General features: G+C 65.0%; 12 protein-coding genes and 3 pseudogenes. 5 read left to right on the forward strand and 10 right to left on the reverse strand.

Translation table 11 applies throughout. The annotated features are described in order from the left end of the window. Window positions 1-99 (forward strand): annotated as a pseudogene (locus G9463_RS17410) (IS1595 family transposase); the annotation flags it as partial. A 32-nt stretch (window positions 100-131) separates the two neighbouring features. Here G9463_RS17410 and G9463_RS24055 read toward each other — a convergent pair. Next, window positions 132-338, reverse strand: a pseudogene (locus G9463_RS24055) (hypothetical protein); the annotation flags it as partial. A 68-nt stretch (window positions 339-406) separates the two neighbouring features. On the opposite strand from G9463_RS24055, the gene G9463_RS17420 reads away from it, so the two are divergent. Continuing rightward, on the forward strand, window positions 407-793 hold the full coding sequence (locus G9463_RS17420; protein WP_165897377.1) for a hypothetical protein: 387 nt from the start codon (window positions 407-409) through the stop codon (window positions 791-793). Between the two features lie 58 nt (window positions 794-851). Here the strand turns inward: G9463_RS17420 and G9463_RS17425 are convergent, their stop codons facing one another. From G9463_RS17425 to uvrA, 5 genes are all read right to left on the reverse strand, one after another. Next, the gene (locus G9463_RS17425; protein WP_165897378.1) at window positions 852-1,826 is read right to left on the reverse strand and encodes a hypothetical protein; all 975 of its coding nucleotides are present in this window, start codon (window positions 1,824-1,826) and stop codon (window positions 852-854) included. Window positions 1,827-1,866: 40 nt separating this feature from the next. Further along, the gene (locus G9463_RS17430; protein WP_165897379.1) at window positions 1,867-4,092 is read right to left on the reverse strand and encodes a pentapeptide repeat-containing protein; all 2,226 of its coding nucleotides are present in this window, start codon (window positions 4,090-4,092) and stop codon (window positions 1,867-1,869) included. 137 nt (window positions 4,093-4,229) lie between these two features. Then, window positions 4,230-6,137, reverse strand: a complete 1,908-nt coding sequence (locus G9463_RS17435) for a prolyl oligopeptidase family serine peptidase (protein ID WP_165897380.1) — start codon at window positions 6,135-6,137, stop codon at window positions 4,230-4,232. Window positions 6,138-6,309: 172 nt separating this feature from the next. After that, complete coding sequence (locus tag G9463_RS17440) at window positions 6,310-7,077, reverse strand: hypothetical protein (RefSeq protein ID WP_165897381.1); 768 nt, start codon at window positions 7,075-7,077, stop codon at window positions 6,310-6,312. A gap of 82 nt (window positions 7,078-7,159) precedes the next feature. Next, window positions 7,160-10,138, reverse strand: coding sequence for an excinuclease ABC subunit UvrA (gene uvrA / locus G9463_RS17445; protein WP_165897382.1), 2,979 nt, complete (start codon window positions 10,136-10,138; stop codon window positions 7,160-7,162). A gap of 116 nt (window positions 10,139-10,254) precedes the next feature. Between uvrA and G9463_RS17450 the strand changes: the two genes are divergently transcribed. Beyond that, entirely contained in the window at window positions 10,255-10,836 is a 582-nt protein-coding gene (locus tag G9463_RS17450) for an LURP-one-related/scramblase family protein (RefSeq protein ID WP_007188641.1), read from the forward strand. A gap of 45 nt (window positions 10,837-10,881) precedes the next feature. Next, a complete protein-coding gene (locus G9463_RS17455) occupies window positions 10,882-12,288 on the forward strand; it encodes an LVIVD repeat-containing protein (protein WP_165897383.1) in 1,407 nt (468 codons plus the stop codon). A 29-nt stretch (window positions 12,289-12,317) separates the two neighbouring features. On the opposite strand, the gene G9463_RS17460 is transcribed toward G9463_RS17455, so the two are convergent. Genes G9463_RS17460 through G9463_RS17470 form a run of 3 tightly spaced genes read right to left on the reverse strand, consistent with a single transcriptional unit; the run spans window position 12,318 to window position 14,295 of the window. Continuing rightward, window positions 12,318-13,718: a DUF402 domain-containing protein gene (locus tag G9463_RS17460; RefSeq protein WP_165897384.1), complete on the reverse strand. Its 1,401-nt coding sequence runs from the start codon at window positions 13,716-13,718 to the stop codon at window positions 12,318-12,320. Further along, window positions 13,715-14,089, reverse strand: coding sequence for a hypothetical protein (locus G9463_RS17465; protein ID WP_165897385.1), 375 nt, complete (start codon window positions 14,087-14,089; stop codon window positions 13,715-13,717). Before G9463_RS17465 ends, G9463_RS17460 begins: the two co-directional genes overlap by 4 nt. Before the next feature lie 44 nt (window positions 14,090-14,133). Further along, the gene (locus tag G9463_RS17470; RefSeq protein WP_004514908.1) at window positions 14,134-14,295 is read right to left on the reverse strand and encodes a preprotein translocase subunit Sec61beta; all 162 of its coding nucleotides are present in this window, start codon (window positions 14,293-14,295) and stop codon (window positions 14,134-14,136) included. Window positions 14,296-14,410: 115 nt separating this feature from the next. On the opposite strand from G9463_RS17470, the gene G9463_RS17475 reads away from it, so the two are divergent. Beyond that, a complete protein-coding gene (locus G9463_RS17475; RefSeq protein WP_004591027.1) occupies window positions 14,411-14,677 on the forward strand; it encodes a co-chaperone YbbN in 267 nt (88 codons plus the stop codon). Between the two features lie 48 nt (window positions 14,678-14,725). Here G9463_RS17475 and G9463_RS24550 read toward each other — a convergent pair. Further along, window positions 14,726-15,477: pseudogene (locus G9463_RS24550) on the reverse strand (response regulator). Between the last annotated feature and the right edge of the window lie 95 nt (window positions 15,478-15,572).

A 15,572-nucleotide genomic window follows, 5' to 3' on the forward strand; every position in this document is an offset into this window, starting at 1 on the left:
AAGCTAACACCGTATCTCAGAGCCTTTCAGCTCCGCTGCGAACTCTACAGAAAACCAGGTGACGAAGCGCTCAAACATGCTCTTGATGCTGCTCTCTGAAAATCAACAACGTGCTTCACAAGAGCGTTGACCAGATAGCCTGCGACGACGCTGCCGAGGAAAAGCCCCTGAAAGGTGATATTCGATGCTGACCGCAACACGTCCACGACCGTGAACGCTGCGGGGATGACGCCGCTAATAAGGGCGCATTTCCACGTTTTCGATAGCTCGAACTGGAGGGACATAGCTGGATGGTTGACCGCCGAAATGAAAAACCACACCCCTGACGACACAACCATTTGAAACCGACCGTCGCGTCACTACCCGAATCAGGGCGTATTTGTCGGTGTAGCCCCTGTCATGGCCTATGGCAGAGTATCAGCCCGGGGTGTGTAACATCGGAGCGAACCAGCGCCGCGCCCGCCGACTGTCGGCCCTTGCTTCGTTTGCGGTCGCTGTCGGTCTCGCGCTCGCCGTCGCAGTGGGCGCGGTCCCCAACCTGTCGCTGTGGGCGACTATCCCCTTCATTTTCGGCGGGTACGTCGGCGCGTTTCAGGACTACTTCCGGTTCTGTGTCGCCTTCGGTGCGCTGGCCCGCTACGACCTCTCGGGGTCGGGCGGGGAACGCGGCAGTGTCGATACAAGTGAGGCCGTTCGCGCTGACCGGCGAAAAGCGGCGAAGATTCTCCTGTTTGCGGCCGCCGGGACGGTCGTGACGAGCGGCATCGGATACGTGGCCGTCACCGCCCTGTAAGGACTGCTGTCTGCTGTATGTTCCGCGCGTCTTCCGACCGAATCACGAGGTGGCGGTATCAGACGACAGCCAGTCCGGTCGGGACCTGGTCGTACTCGGCTGTCCAGTCCCCGCCGACGAGGTTCTGCTTGACCCACGTCTCCCCGTGTTTCGACTGGAACAGGCCGTGGTTCGTCAACGCGAGAAAGCCATCAGTCGGGGCAGCGGTGAGAATCGGCCGGGCCAGACCTTCCGGTCCCGGCAGGCCGTCCATCGATTGCGTCCACCGGTCACCGTTCCATCGATACACGTAGCTCTCGCCGTGTGTACTGTGAGCCGAACGGGGTCCGCTGGCCGCCGAAACGATGGCACAGTCCGGGTCGCCGGGATGGACGGCCAGCCCCCACACGTACCGATGGGCCAGCCCCTCCTGCGGGTGGGTCCACGCCGCTCCACGGTCGGTCGACAGCGCGAAACCGTCGCCGGCGGCGGTGTACACCCGGTCTGGGGCGTCAGGATGGGTCGCCAGCGTGTGGTTGTCTCGCCGAGCGCCGTCGGGGTGGTCGACCCACGTCTCGCCGCCGTCGGGACTGCGGACGAACGCGCCGGCCTCGATGGCGGCGTACACCTGCTCCGGGTCGTCTGGCGCGAGGGCGAGCCAGCGCACGTGGTGGGTGTCGGGCCGCGGCGGGAACGACCACCGTGCTGCCGAGTCCAGTTCCGTCAGTCCGGGCTTCTCGGTCCACGTCTCACCGCCGTCAGCCGAACGGTAGACCGCGCTCGGCTCCGTCCCGGCCCACACCACGTCAGCGTCGCGCGGGCTGACCGTGACGCTCGTCACGCGGTCGCCGGCATCGAGGACTGTTTCCCACGTCGCGCCGCCGTCGGTGGTCCGTTGGAGGCCAGCATCCGAGGGACCCACGAAGGCTCGCTCCGGCTCGGCAGCCTCTGCGGCGACACACTCGATATCGTGGCCACGGAGGCAATCGTCCCAGCCGCTGTTACCGTCCCCAACAAGGACGCGGTCACCAAGTGCGGCGTAGACGGTATCCATGGCCGACCTACGTTGCCCGAGCGAAGAAAGCTGGCGGTGGTCAGCGACTGACCGACCGCGTCAGGGCGAAAACATACAGCGCGACGAAGAAGCCGCCGAGGAACGCCTCGGACTGGGCGAGGAGACTCACAGTCGGATTACTGACCTCGCCAACGCCGCCGAGGAAGAAGGCAATAAACGACCCGAGGCTGAGCTGGGCGTACTGGCCGACACTGTCGAACAGGGCCGGCGCGATAGCGAGGTACAGCCCCGCGTATGTGACGATGAGTACCGCCGAGGCCGCGAGGGTGTACGATGCCCGCTCACCGTAGCCGGTCGTCACGAACAGGAAGGCGTTCATCCCCCAGCGGGCGAGCGCCCGCCCCCGCTCCCGCAGCGACGCCGCACTGTCCCGGACGCGCCGGGACTGACAGCGCCGCCGGTATCCCATCTGCGACCTGAAGAACTCGGAGGCCGCGGTGTTGTCGGCGATGTCGTTTGCGCCGTTTTTGGCCCGGAGATATGTCACCTCGCCGGCGGCAGCCGCGATTCGCCCCTCTGTCGCCGTCCCGAGTCGCTCGGCAGTGGCGCGAGCGGCTGTCGGGACCGCATGGTCCTGGGCCTGCTTGGCCGCCAGGTTGGTGAGAGTCGGCGGTTCATCGCCCGCCGCGGCCGTGTTACCGTCGCCGGCGGGCGAGCCCGCCCTGTCCTCGCCGGCCGACGCGACTCTCGGGACAGTGCCTGGCTCGGCGGTCTTTGCGTTTTCGTTGCCGTCCGCCAGGGCTTCGACGGCCTCGTCGAGGGCTGCCGGGTACGACAGCGCGGTCCGCAGGCCGTCCCACAGCCTGCTGTCGAGTTCGTGAAGCCGGTAGTTTGCAGCCTCCAAGTCGAGGGCATCGTCGTCGCGGAAATCGAAGCCCGCGAACCGCGTCCGGTAGAACGCGACACGGCTGAGGACGCTCTCCGTCCCGTCGCCCTCAAATCGGACAGTGCCAAGCGTCGCTCGCTCGGGGTCGTAAACCGCTGCGCCTGCAGCCGGCTGGCCGAACGTGCCGTCTTCGACTGTGGTCTCGGAGAGCGAGACGAGTCCGACGCCGTCCGGTCCGACGGCCGCTGGCCGGAGGTCGACCGATCCGATGGTGCAGCCGTGGAGTCGAACGGTGCCTATGCAGGTCACCTCCGCAGCACGGAGCTGGTCGATGTCGCTGTCAGCGAATTGCGGGCTCGCCAGCGTTGCCCCGCCCAGGTGGAGGTCGGTGACAGCGGCGTCGACGAACCTCGCGGCGACCAGCGTCGTGTCCGTGGCGTCGAGCCGCTCGATGTTTGCGCCCTCGAAGTCGGTGCCCACGAACACCGAGTCGTGGACGACTAGTTTCATCGAGACGGCCGCGTCGGCGAACGTCGCGTTGGTGAGCGTCACGTCAGGGAGATAGAGTCGCTCGGCCTCCACCCGCTCGAAAACGGCCTCGTCATAACTGGTCTCGTTGAAGTAGCCGCCGCTGAACGTCGCGCCGTAGAACCGCGCCGTGCCGAACTCCGCCCATCGGAAGTCCGCCTCGTCGAAGGTCGCGTGGTAGAAGTCGCCCGTCCCGAGCGTCGCCTCGTCGAAGTCGGCCATCTCCAGTGTGGCGTGCTGGAACGACCCCTCCTCGATAGTCACCCGGTCGAAGGCGGCGTCAATCACCGAGGCCCGGTCGAAGGTCGCGCTTTCAATTGTTGCGTCGCGGGCATCAACTTCGGACAGTTCCGCGCTCTCGAACGCAGCGGTGTCCAGTTGCGCGCCCCTGAGGTCGACCCGGTCCGCTGTCACCCCGTTGAATACTGCCTCGGAAATCGTCGCGTCTTTCGCATCGATTTCGTGGTACGTCCCGTCGAACGTGGCCGTTTCCGTGACCGTCGCTCCCCGGAAGTCGAGTCGCTGGCCGAACTCGCTGTCAGTGCAGTCCAGCCGACCGATTGTCGCCCCGCGGAGGTCGACCGGATGGTTGTCGGCGGCGTCGACGACCGCGTTCGACACGTCGAGAACATCGAACGTAGCTCCGATGAACTGCTTCGCTCGCTTGTGGTCCTGTCGACTCTCGCCGGCATCCCCGGTTATCGCGTCGAGAAATGCCTCGGACACGTCCATGCCATCGGGGACGTCTTCAGGCTGGCAATGGAACGGACACCGTTCTTTGCCGTCGAGTGCGCCGTGTGGACATTCCCACGCCGCTTCGGCCTCGCCGTGTACGTCCACGATGTTATCTGTGAAGCCACACCGGCTCTCGGCGCGTCCCGACCAAGCCATCGTTGGCCGAAACGGTCGGGAGGCAGGGGCATAAGCGCTTCTACACCGAGGACTCATACGGATTGTTAGAGCGCCTTACCGGTATGTGTCGACTCTATGGGTCGGCACTAGTTGGAAATACTCAACAACAATCCGTCTCAGTCGTCGGCAGCGACCGCCTCGGTTCCGATTCGACGGGCGAGGAAGTCATCGAGCAGGCGGAACAGCCGTTTCTTCTGCTCGATGTCCGAGGATGCGTGGCCCTCCTCACCGAGCTCCCGGTACTCGAACGCGCCGTCCGGTCCTTCGGTGTAGCCCGCGTCTTCGAGGGCATCGCGGAACAGCCGGGCCTGCGAGACGGGGACCCGGCGGTCGTTGACGCCGTGGACGATGAACAGCGGGGCGTCGAGGTTGCCGACGTGGGTGATGGGCGACCGTTCCTCGTACAGGTCCGGGTTCTTCTCCGGAGTACCCATGTTCTTCTCCATCAACTCTGTTCGGTAGTGCGCCATCGTGTTCTCGTACTGGTCTTCGAGGTCTGTGAGACCGATCCAGGCGACGCCGGCGTCGTACAGGTCCGGGTACTGGACCAGTTGCCAGTACGCCGAGTAGCCCCCGTAGGAGCCGCCGAAGACGACAACCCGATCTTCGTCAAGCCACTCGCGGGTCGAGAGAACGTGTTCAGCGGCCGAGGCCACGTCGCCCTGTTCGGCCCCGCCCCAGTCGTCGTACAGTTCGCGGATGAACTCGCGGCCGTGGCCAGTCGAACCCCGGTAGTTCACCTGCAGGACGGAGAAGCCCCGCTGAACGAGGAACTGTGTGTAGAGGTCGAATGATTTGCTGTCCATTCCGCGGGGGCCGCCGTGGGGGTTCACGATGAGCGGGGACGGTCGCTCGCCTGAATCATAGAGGAGACAGCCGATATCCAGCGTGTCGTGCGGGTCGTGCTCGACGGCCGCCTGCCGCGTTTCGGGCACGCCGTCGGACTCGATGGTGAAGTACTCGGCGTCGGCGAAGGCGTCGGGAGAGAACGGCCCGTACTCGGCCTCAACCAGCGGCTCCGTTTCGTCCGTCGTGAGGTCGTATGTGAGCAGTTCGGGGCGTCGCGTGGGCGTCGTATGCAGCGCCAGGAGGCGGTCCTCACCCAGTATCGGGTCACCGCCCATCCGGCCGAACGACGCGACGCCCTCGGGAAGGTCGAGTTCGCGTGCGTCGCCGGTCTCGATGTCGTACACGACCGGGAGCTTCGTCGCCTCACGCGTCCGGACCGCGAGGAACCGCTTGCCGTCGGGCAGGAACGCCTGTGGTTCCTCCTCGTACTCGCCGCCGAACCACGTTACTGCGTCCGTGCGTAGGTCGTAGACGCCGCATCGGGACAGGTCACCGCTGTTGTCCATCACGAGTAAACGGTCACCGTTGGGTCCCCAGTCGGCCGGGGCGGCCTCCGCGCCGGTGACACCGATTTCGAGTGTCTCTGGGTCCGACCCGTCGGCGTCACTGACGTACACGTCCATGTTGTCGAAGTCGTCAGTCTCGTTGGTCGCGTACGCTAACTGCGACCCGTCGGGCGAGAGCAGTCCCGTGTGAACCGCTCGGTCGTAGTCAGTAATCTTGGACGTCTCGGCGCTCGCGAGGTTGTGACTGTAGAGGTTCATTTGCCCGTCCCGGGTCGACCCGACCAGTAGCGTCTCGCCGTCCTCGCCAACGTCCTGCAGCACTACCTGCCCGTCCATCTCGACGACCGCCTCAACCGACCCGTCGCGGTCGATGGCGTACACGTCGTTCTGTTCGTTGCCGTCGTCGTCGAGGTGGAAGAACACGCGCTCGCCGTCGGCGTCCCACTCCACGTGCCAGCGGGCATTCCTGGGGACATCGCCGTCGCTCCACTGCTCGTGCGTGCCGGCCTCGACGTCGAGGACGTGGAGTTCGTTGCGCCCGCTCACGTCGTAGTAGCAGGCCACTTCGATGCCGTCAGGGGACGCCGTCGGATGCGCCAGCGTCGGCAGCCCAGCGAGTTCCTCTAGCACCGCCTCGGGGTCCGTCGGACCGCTGTCAGGGTCGGACATACGAACCGACGTATCGGACGGCTAACCTGTAGGTGTTCTGCCGACATCAGAGAACGCCGTGAGTGCACACACTCGAACAGCAGACAACCCCGCCCGAAGTCAGCCGAGAAACCCGAGCCGGGTTGGACTGTCCGGCTCTATCTCGTTTGTACCACGGGATACTCCCACCCCGCTATGGTGTCCACCAGCGCAGGCCGACCATCACGAACACGATAGCCAACTGCATCAGCCCCTGCAAGCCCCCCAGTCTGGCGTTTCGCATCCCGATTTCGGAGACGAGGTCGACGTCCGGGTTCTCGGAGACGACCTGCCGGTAGATACGGACCTCGCCGGGCAGGATGACGCCAAAGCCCTGCACGGACAGCAGCGTCACGATACCGAGCGTGGCGACCATCCACCACGAGGTCATTGCGAAGGCCGGCAGCGTCGTGACGAGATACGCGCCCGAACCCACGACGGCGACGCCGAGGATGCCCAGCTTCTTCGGGTCGGTCAGCGCGTCGAACTGATAGCCGATGAGGAGAATGACCGGAATCAGCGTCGCAGCGGTCAGGATTGCCAGCCACGGGTCGGCGTTGGGGAACTTCCCGAGGCGAAGTGCCAGCAGGATGCCGCCCGAAATAGTCACCGTCGCCAGCGTTGGCATCAGGAACGTCATCTTGGGCGTGAACGATGCGAAGAAGTCTGCCCGTGCCTCTGGTTCTTGACCGCCGAGCACTGGCCCCAGCACGAGGCCCATGAACAGGTCGATACCAGTCCACAGCACCCCGGCCATCACATGGACGTAGGTCAGCGCCCGGATGTTTCCGCTGGCGAGTGCCCCCGCAAACGCGATGAACGGGACGGCGACTGCCCCCACAGCAAACGCCGGGTTCGCCTGCTTCGCCAGCCCACCGATACCCCGTTTCCGCTCGACGCGGTCTGCTGTCGACTGCGCCATAACTGGCTATATCAGGTTTCCCTACTGGCAAAAACGTTGGTGGCCGTTTCAGCTATTGCCTGCTTTCAGCATACCGACTTCCTCAGTCGTCGTCCGCGGCCGGCTGTTCGGCCGCTGTGTCGCGGTCCGCTCGCGGCCCCTCTAGGTCGACGTTCGGCAGCAGGTCGCGGAGGTACTGCCCAGTGTAGGATGCCTCGGTCCGGGCCACGTCCTCCGGAGTGCCCTGTGCGACGAGTTCGCCGCCGTTCTCGCCGCCCTCGGGACCGAGGTCGATGATCTGGTCGGCGTTCTTTATCAGGTCGAGTTCGTGCTCGATAACGACGACTGTGTTGCCGTCGTCGGTGAGCCGGTGGAGCACGTCGATGAGTTTGCGTTCGTCCTCCGGGTGGAGCCCGGTGGTCGGCTCGTCGAGCAGGTACAGCGTCTCGCCCGAATCCTTCTTACCGAGCTCCTCGGCGAGTTTGACGCGCTGGGCCTCACCGCCGGAGAGCGTCGTCGAAGGCTGGCCCAGCCGCATATAATCCAGCCCCACGTCCTTCAGGAGTTCTAGCCGGCGACGGATGCCGCTGTGGCTCTCGAAGAAGTCGTACGCTTCCTCGACAGTCATATCGAGCACGTCGGCGATGGTTGCGTCCTTGTAGGTCACGTCCAGCGTCTCGTCGTTGTAGCGCGCACCGCCACACTCCTCGCAGGGGACCGTCACGTCCGAGAGGAAGTTCATGTCGATTGTGACCGTCCCCTGGCCGCCACAGCCCTCACAGCGGCCGCCCTTGACGTTGAACGAGAACCGGCCGACTTCGTAGCCGCGCTGTTTCGAGAGGCTCGTCTCGGCAAACAGCTCGCGGATGTGGTCGAAGACGTTGGTGTACGTCGCCGGGTTCGAGCGGGGCGTTCGGCCGATAGGCGACTGGTCGATGAGCCGAACCGTTTCGATGTCGTCGAGGCCGTCGATAGCGTCATGTTCGCCGGGGTTCACGTCGGTGTCGTTCATCCGACGCACCAGCCCCTTGTACAGCACGTCGTGCATCAGCGTGGATTTCCCGGAGCCCGAGACGCCTGTGATGGCGGTGAACGTCCCCAGCGGGATGGATACGTCGAGGTCAGCGAGGTTGTGCTGGCGAGCACCCCGAACGGTGAGTTCGCCGTCGGCCTCGCGGCGGCTGTCGGGCACTGGAATCGTCCGCTCGCCCGAGAGGTACTCCCCAGTCACCGATTCCTCGGTGTCGATGACCTCGTCCATCGGGGCGTTGACGACGACCTCGCCGCCGCGCTTGCCCGGTCCGGGTCCCATGTCGATTATCTGGTCGGCCCGGCGCATCGTCTCGGTGTCGTGTTCGACCACGAGCAGCGTGTTCCCGAGGTCTCGAAGCTCTTCGAGGGTGTTCAGCAGGCGGTCGTTGTCCCGCTGGTGGAGGCCGATAGAGGGCTCGTCGAGGACGTAGAGAACACCGACGAGGCCGCTCCCGATCTGGGTCGCCAGCCGGATCCGCTGGCTCTCACCGCCCGACAGCGTCGATGCCTCGCGGTCCAGCGTCAGGTAGTCCAGTCCGACCTCGGTCATGAAGCCCAGACGGGCGCGGATCTCCTTGAGAATCTCCTCGGCGATCTTCCGGTCCCGGGCCGAGAGGTTCTCCTCCATCCCCTCGAAGTGGGCCAGCGCGTCACTGATGGACATCTCGTTGACGTCCGTTATCGAGGTGCCGTCAACGAGCACTGCCCGCGACTCCGCTTTGAGTCGCGTCCCTTCACAGGCCGGGCACGTCGTCGTCGCCATGAACTCCTCGATATGCTCGCGGGCGCGGTCTGAATCCGTCTCGACGTGTCGCCGCTCCAGATTCGGGATGACGCCCTCGAAGCGCTCAGTCTTCTCGCGGGTCCCGTTCTTGGTCCGCCACTCGAAGTGGACTCTGCTGTCGGTCCCGTAGAGGAACTGCCGCTGGATGGACTCGTCTAGCTCCTCGAACGGCGTCGTGAGGTCCACGCCGAAGTGCTCGGCGACGTTGTCCAGTTGCCGCGAGTAGTACGTCCGGTCGTAGCTCCAGGGCTCGAAGACGTGTTTAAGCGGCTTCGTCGGGTCGGTGACGACGAGGTCCTCGCTGACCTCCTTCGTTTCGCCAAGCCCTTCACACTCCGGACAGGCCCCGTGCGGTGAGTTGAACGAGAACGACCGCGTCTCGATTTCGGAGATGTCGATACCGCAGTGGGTGCAGGCAAGGTCCTCGGAGAGTTCGACGACGATTCGGTCCGAAGTAGCTCCGTCGTCCTCCTCACCGTCGGCGAGGTCGCCGGTTGCCCGGGCGTCTGACCCGCCGAGCGTCTCTGCCGCGCCTTCTGCCGGGTCCGGCAGAATGACCTTCAGCGTCCCGTCGGCCTCTTCGAGCGCGGTTTCGACGGAGTCCGTGATGCGCGAGCGGGCGTCCGGCGAAATCTTCACGCGGTCCACGACCACGTCGATGGTGTGGTCGTAGTTTTCGTCCAGTTCGGGTCGGTCCAGCGTGAGGTCGAACTCCTCGCCGTCGACCTCGACGCGGCTGTACCCATCGCTCACGAGGTCGTCGAACAGGTCCTCGAAGGCCCCCTTCTGGTCGCGGACGACCGGCGCACACAGCTTGGCGCGGGTTCCCTCGGGCAGTTCCAGCAGCCGGGACACCATGTTCTGGGCGGACTGCTCGCCGACCTCGCGGCCACACTCCGGGCAGTGTGGCGTGCCGACGCGGGCGTACAACAGGCGAAGGTAGTCGTGGAGTTCGGTGACAGTGCCGACCGTCGAGCGGGGGTTGTTGGCGGCGTTCTTCTGGTCGATAGAGATCGCCGGGGAGAGCCCCTCGACGTTCTCGACCTGTGGCTTGTCCATCTGCCCCAGAAAGTTCCGGGCGTAGGCGGAGAGCGACTCGATGTAGCGCCGCTGGCCCTCGGCGTACACCGTCTCGAATGCGAGCGAGGATTTGCCCGACCCCGACAGCCCGGTGACGACTGTCAGTTCCTCGCGGGGAATCTCCACGTCGACGTCCTTGAGGTTGTGTTCCTCGGCCCCTCGGACCTCGATTATATCCTTGCTCATCTTTGCATCTTCGTTGGCCGGCAGGAGGGAAACCCTGTCGGTTGCGTCCGAAACCGTACTTGATTGGTACTGGTTCCGTCGAAAGCTTGATTACGGCGTGTTCTATGGTAAATAATATGAGTACGCCCTCCACGTACGACATCAAGGGAATCGACCTCTCTGATGACAGCTACACTGTCGAACAGAGTCTGGTCCGCAACAAGTACAAAGCCATGGACGCCGCCGGGAACGTCGTCCTCCGCGGGAAACAGAAGATGCTGAAGATGAAAGAGCAGTTCCCGTTCGTCGACGGAAATGGTGACGAAGTGTTCGAAGTCAACGCCGGCGGCATCATCGACGTGGCCGGCAACTACGTCCTCACCGACTCGAAGACCGGCGAGGACATCGTCATCCTCGACAACGACTACTCGATTTTTCAGGACACGTGGAAGATTCGGGACGCCAGCACTGAGGCGAAGATCGCCGAGATCAACTCTCAGGGCGCGCTCGTGACCATCGCGCGCAACGTCGTCCCATTCGGCGGCTGGATTCCACACAAGTACGAGATCACCGACCAGGACGGCACCCACGTCGGCAACATCGACGGGCAGTTCTCGCTGAAAGACCGCTACGAGATAACCATTGACGACGCCAGCACGGTCCCGAAGGAGCCGATCATCGCCGCGGCGATGGTTATCGACGCGATTCAGGGGAACTGACGCCCCACCGGAATCCTTCTTGCCCTGGCTCCCCCAACGACCGCTATGCGCCGCCGGACGGTCCTCCGACGACTCGCCCTTGCAGGGACAGGTGTTGGCCTCGCTACGGGGACAACCCGGGGTCATCCGACGCCGACCGGTGATGGGACGGCCGAGCCAGCGCCCGCGGATACCGCGACCGGCGGAGACCCGCTGGGCGTGCTAGAGATGGAGACAGTGTACGAGGTCGTCACCAGCCCCGACGGACACACGGCCTACGTCGCGACAGGTGACGGCATCGCGCTCGTTGACCTCGTTACGCCGACCAGTCCCCGACTCCTCAGCCGCCGGACCGACTTGCTGGCAGAGAGCGACGACGGTCCGATACAGCGCGTGCAAGACCTCGCCGTCAGCGGCTCGCGGCTGCTGGCCGCCGGGCCTGCCCACCCCGCCGACGGCGCTCACGGTTTCGCCGTCTTCGACGTGAGCGACCGGCAGGCTCCGGAGCGAATCGCGGGCCTCGAACTGGACACACGGGTCCACAACTGTCACTTTGACGGCCGCTACGCCTATCTGACCGCGAACGACCGCGACGGCAACCCCCTGCTCGTGGCCGATATCGAAGCCGAAGAGGAAGTCGGCGAGTGGTCGCTGCTTGATGCCGGCGACGCCTGGGCTGACGTGCCGACGAGTCTCTGGCCGCTGCACGATGTCTGGGTGGAGGACGACCGGGCCTACTTGGCGTACTGGGACGGCGGGACGTGGGTCGTGGACGTATCCGACCCGAGCGACATCTCGCTCGTCTCGAAGGTCCGCGGGCGCTCCCCCGAAGACCTCGCCGCCATTGAGGACCCCGGGACCGAGCGGAGCGAACCGCCGGGTAACGACCACTTCGTGACGGTCAATGAGGACGCGTCGCTGCTGGGCGTCGGCGGCGAATCATGGGACCTTGGCGACGACGACAGCGGCGGCCCCAGCGGCATCGACCTGTACGACATCAGCGACCCGACCGACGCTGAACTGCTGTCCACTCTCGACCCGCCGCCGACCTCGGACCCATCGCCGGGTGGCATCCTCACGACGGCGCACAACTTCGAACTGACCGCCGACCGCTGTTACTCGGCGTGGTACAACGGCGGGGTCCGGGTCCACGACCTGACGGACCCGACCGCGCCTGAACTCGCGTTCGAGTGGCGCGACACTGAAACGACCTCGTTCTGGACCGCCCAGCGCGCCGCCGGCTGTTTCGTCGCCGGGAGCACGAACGCGAGCCAGGGGACCGAGGTCCAGCCCGGACTGTACACGTTCCCGGACCCCCAGATACGGACGCCAACGCCCACGGACGACGAGGCGGGCAACGCTACCGACGCTGACGGCACCTCCCTTGGCGTCGGCGGCCCCGGCTTCGGCGTCGGGTCGGCGGTCGCGGCGGTCGGACTCGCAGTGTGGCGCGCCCGACGCCGGCGCGACTGACCTCGCCCGCCTGATTGAGCCCCGTTGCGTCACTCCAGTGCGCTCTTGACAGCGGCGGCGACACTCCGGGCGCGCTCGGCCAGCGGCTCGGAGATGTGGCCACGTTCGACGGCCGCGTCGAGTTCGTCGTCGTCGACCCGCTCAACGGCCCCGTCAGCGTGTTTCACCACGTCGACGTGGAGGTCAACGTAGCGGGCGGTGTCGGGGAATATCTCGACGGGCGTGCAGACGTTGACGTAGGTCCCCTTCTTCTCGCCATCGCTGTCGCGGTACACTGTCGGGTACCACCACCGCCCCTCCTTGACCTTCGTTTCAGCGATGTCGCCGGCCTTCTTCGGGACGCCCAGTGCGTCGTAGGTGCCGCCGGGACTCATCTCGCGCTCGATGGTCACCGTTCCGTCGTCATCGACGGACTGGACCTCGCCATTGCCTAGCGTGATGAGTCGGCCGTCGGGCTTGCCGTGACCCAGCGACAGCGACCCGCCGACCTGCGGGCCGAACTGCCGGGTCGTTACGGCGAAGGGGAAGTCCGTCTCGCCGGTTTCGGGGTCGTCACACAGCGCTTCGACGTAGTCCACAGCGGCGCTGGCCGCGCGGTCCCCGGCCTTCACGCGGTGGTGGCCCGGCATCGTCGACGTCACCTCGCGGCGGACCTCGTCGAGGGCGAACCGGCTCTCGCGGCCGAACCACAGCCACGCCGTCGAACGTCCCTCGTCGTAACGGGTCGGCGCGCAGTCCTCGGGCGCGTCGGCCCCGTCGAGCGATGCATCGATGGCCGCCGCACGGTCGTTGGCGGCGTCGAGTGCCGCAGCCAGCGCGTCGAAGCTCGCGTCCTCGCTCGCCGCTTCCCATGAGACACCCCAGCCGTCTTGGGGCTCCGCGGCGATGAGGTCCAGCATCGCCGGGCCGCCGGTCCCCGACCTGTTGGCGGTCCCGCCGCGCACGAGCGAGAGGAGCGACCCGCGGACCGCGACGGTCGTGTCCAGCACGGGCCGGCCGTTCGTCCACGGCGCGCTCGCCTCGACGACCTGCACCCGGAGCGTATCGCCCGTCTCGACGCGCTCGTCCGAGGACGAGTACGGGAGAAACCCCTCGCTGTCGCCGAGGTCCACGACAGCCCCGCTGCCCAGCGTCTCGGTCACGGTGCCTGCGTAGATAGCGCCCTCGGGCGTCGGGTCGTCCCAGCGAAGCGTGTCCCGGCCGACTTCGGCCAGGCGGTCGGTAACGGCCGCGGCAGTGTCGTGGTCACCGATGACGCCGACACCCTGCTGGTCGTCGGTCGTCACCACGGTGACCGCCGCCCGCTCGTCGGCGAACTCGCCGTCGAAGCGGTCCTCGATAGGACCCGATGCCTGGACGACCTCGTGGTCCGCCTCGCGCAGTAGCCGGGTCAGCGCCGTTGCGTAGATGCCCCTGACCCGGACGGTCATAGCGCGTCCTCGTCGGCGGCAAAGCGGACCCGTCCGTGGACTGTCGGTCCCAGCGAGAGCTCTACTTTCCCCTCGCTCAGGACGCGCCCGCCCTCGACCGGAACGCCCCAGGTGTCGAAGCGCAGATAGCCCCGGATGTCGTCGGCGTGGGTGAACAGGTCGCAGTATTCGACGGTGTGTTCCTGAATCTCGCTGGAACTGTGAGCGATATCCATATCGGAGTACACCGTCTCGCGCCCGTCGAAGAAGGCTTCCAGTTCTCCGTCCGCGTCGTCGGTGGCTTCGACCACCGCGTCGGAGGCCGCTTCGATGGTCGCTTGCTCAACGCCAGCATCGCGGAGCGCCTGCTGTTCGCGTTGCGTGAAGTGCATACCCGCGAGTCAGTGGCGGGGAGAGGAAAACAGTGCGGAATCGCCTACACGATCATCGCGTTCAGCACGAGCATCAACAGCCCGAACATGACGCCGGTCGCGACGATTGTTCGAGGGTCGATACGGATCGTGTTCTGGTCTTCAGCGTCGAAATACCGGACCAGTCCCGCACTGGACATCAGTCCGCCGCCGTCGCTACCACTCATACTTCAGGGTGGTGTATCACCAACACTAAGCCTTTCGGGTCGCCCGCGATTGCGTGCCCCCGGTATACATGGATAACCCTTATCAGATACCGCGGGCTAACACGAACAGAGTACTATGACGGTTACACTGAAGGACTTCTACGCGGACTGGTGCGGCCCTTGCAAAACGCAGGACCCGATCCTCGAAGACCTCGAAGAGGAGTGGGCGGACGTTGAGTTCGAGAAGATCAACGTCGACGAGGAGCAGGACGTCGCCAACGAGTATCAGGTACGTTCCCTGCCGACGCTCATCATCGAGAACGACGACGGCATCGTCGAGCGCTTCGTCGGCGTCACGCAGGCCGACGACATCGACGACGCGCTGCAGCAGGCCTCGGCGTAACGCAGTCGCTTTTGCGGTTTATCACACCGGCCAGTAGCAACCGCTGGCTCACTCCTGTTCGGCCAGTCCCGAATCGTCGATTTCGTCGACGGCGATCAGCATCCGTCCGCCCTCAAGCGCCGTCACCATCTTCGACTCGGTGAAGGTAGTTTCGTCGGCCCGCAACCCTTTGCTCTGGCCGGTCCACTTCCCGCCGCTTCTGACGACAGGAATGACGTGCGTCCTGATGTGCTGGACTTCGTTGCTCGGGTGGAGTTCCGACCAGTGCTTGCCGACGAGTTCCTCCGACTCGTAGCCGTAGTACGAGGCGTAGGTCTCGTCGACTCGCTCGAACCGCTCGTCCGTGCCGATGACGCCGACGCCGCTGAGTTTGACTTCGTTCCCGTCTCGAAGCTCCCGTCCGAATCGACGGCGTGTTCGACTCGGCGGATGAGCGACGTGTACTGGTCGGTTCCAACGGATTTCTTGAGATAGTCTGTGACACCGGCCTGAATGATTTCGGCGGCGACATCGCCGGTTTCCTCCCCGGAAAACAGCAACACCGGAAGTTCTTGATGGGTCTCCCGGATGGCTTCGAGGAAGTCGATACCGTTCATCTCCGGCATATCGTAATCGCTGACGATACAATCGAAGTTCGTCTCCGACGACCGAATCAGCGATAGCGCGGTTTCGGGGTTCGTCTCTGTCGTGACAGTACAATCGAGGCCGCTGTCATCCCGTTCGAGATATGTTTCGACGAGGGCTCCCAACGCCGCGTCGTCGTCGACATGGAGTATTGAGAGTGACCCTTCTGTCTCCATCCTCTATGATCACGGCTGCAGTACGCAAGTAGTTGCTGCTTGTTCGTATTTATCTGGCAACTGTATGAAACCGAGCCCCTCACTCTGGGCCGAGC

Source organism: Haloarcula sp. JP-Z28 (assembly GCF_011440255.1).
Taxonomy (GTDB): domain Archaea; phylum Halobacteriota; class Halobacteria; order Halobacteriales; family Haloarculaceae; genus Haloarcula; species Haloarcula marismortui.